The organism is Rhodococcus sp. EPR-147 (genome assembly GCF_001647185.1).
In the GTDB taxonomy this organism is placed as follows: domain Bacteria; phylum Actinomycetota; class Actinomycetes; order Mycobacteriales; family Mycobacteriaceae; genus Rhodococcoides.
This window is the reverse complement of sequence record NZ_LVCU01000370.1, coordinates 1-779: the sequence shown is the minus strand read 5'-3', so window position 1 is coordinate 779 and position 779 is coordinate 1. Positions and strand designations below refer to the sequence as shown.

Below are 779 nucleotides of genomic sequence, written 5' to 3'. Positions count from 1 at the left end.
AGAAGACGCGTCGCAGGGACAAGAAGAACGTCCCGCACGGATCTGCGCACATCAAGAGCACGTTCAACAACACGATCGTGTCGATCACCGACCCCGCCGGAAACGTCATCTCGTGGGCGTCCTCGGGACACGTGGGCTTCAAGGGCTCGCGCAAGTCGACTCCGTTCGCCGCACAGCTCGCAGCCGAGAACGCTGCGCGCAAGGCACAGGAGCACGGCGTCAAGAAGGTCGACGTGTTCGTCAAGGGTCCCGGCTCCGGCCGTGAGACCGCGATCCGCTCGCTTCAGGCCGCTGGCCTCGAGGTCGGCACCATCTCCGATGTCACCCCTCAGCCGCACAACGGCTGCCGTCCGCCCAAGCGGCGTCGGGTCTAGCGGGAAGGAAAGGTTTAGAAAATGGCACGTTATACCGGTCCTATCACCCGCAAGTCGCGTCGTCTGCGCGTCGACCTCGTCGGAGGCGACCAGGCGTTCGAGCGTCGTCCCTACCCGCCCGGCCAGCACGGCCGCGCGCGGATCAAGGAGAGCGAGTACCTGCTCCAGCTGCAGGAGAAGCAGAAGGCTCGCTTCACCTACGGCGTCATGGAGAAGCAGTTCCGTCTGTACTACAAGGAAGCCAACAGGACGGTCGGCAAGACCGGCGAGAACCTGCTGACCATCCTCGAGAGTCGTCTCGACAACGTCGTCTACCGCGCCGGACTGGCACGCACGCGTCGTCAGGCCCGTCAGCTGGTCACGCACGGTCACTTCCTGGTGAACAACAAGCGCGTCGACATCCCC

Annotated in this window: 2 protein-coding genes; both read left to right on the top strand. The window is 64.3% G+C overall.

The annotated features are described in order from the left end of the window. Positions 1-374, top strand: a 374-nt coding sequence (rpsK, locus tag A2J02_RS16640) for a 30S ribosomal protein S11 (RefSeq protein ID WP_068051343.1), incomplete at its 5' end; no start/stop codon positions are given. Positions 375-395: 21 nt separating this feature from the next. Further along, positions 396-779 (top strand): 30S ribosomal protein S4 (rpsD, locus tag A2J02_RS16635; protein ID WP_068051340.1); only part of this gene is annotated, 384 nt, incomplete at its 3' end.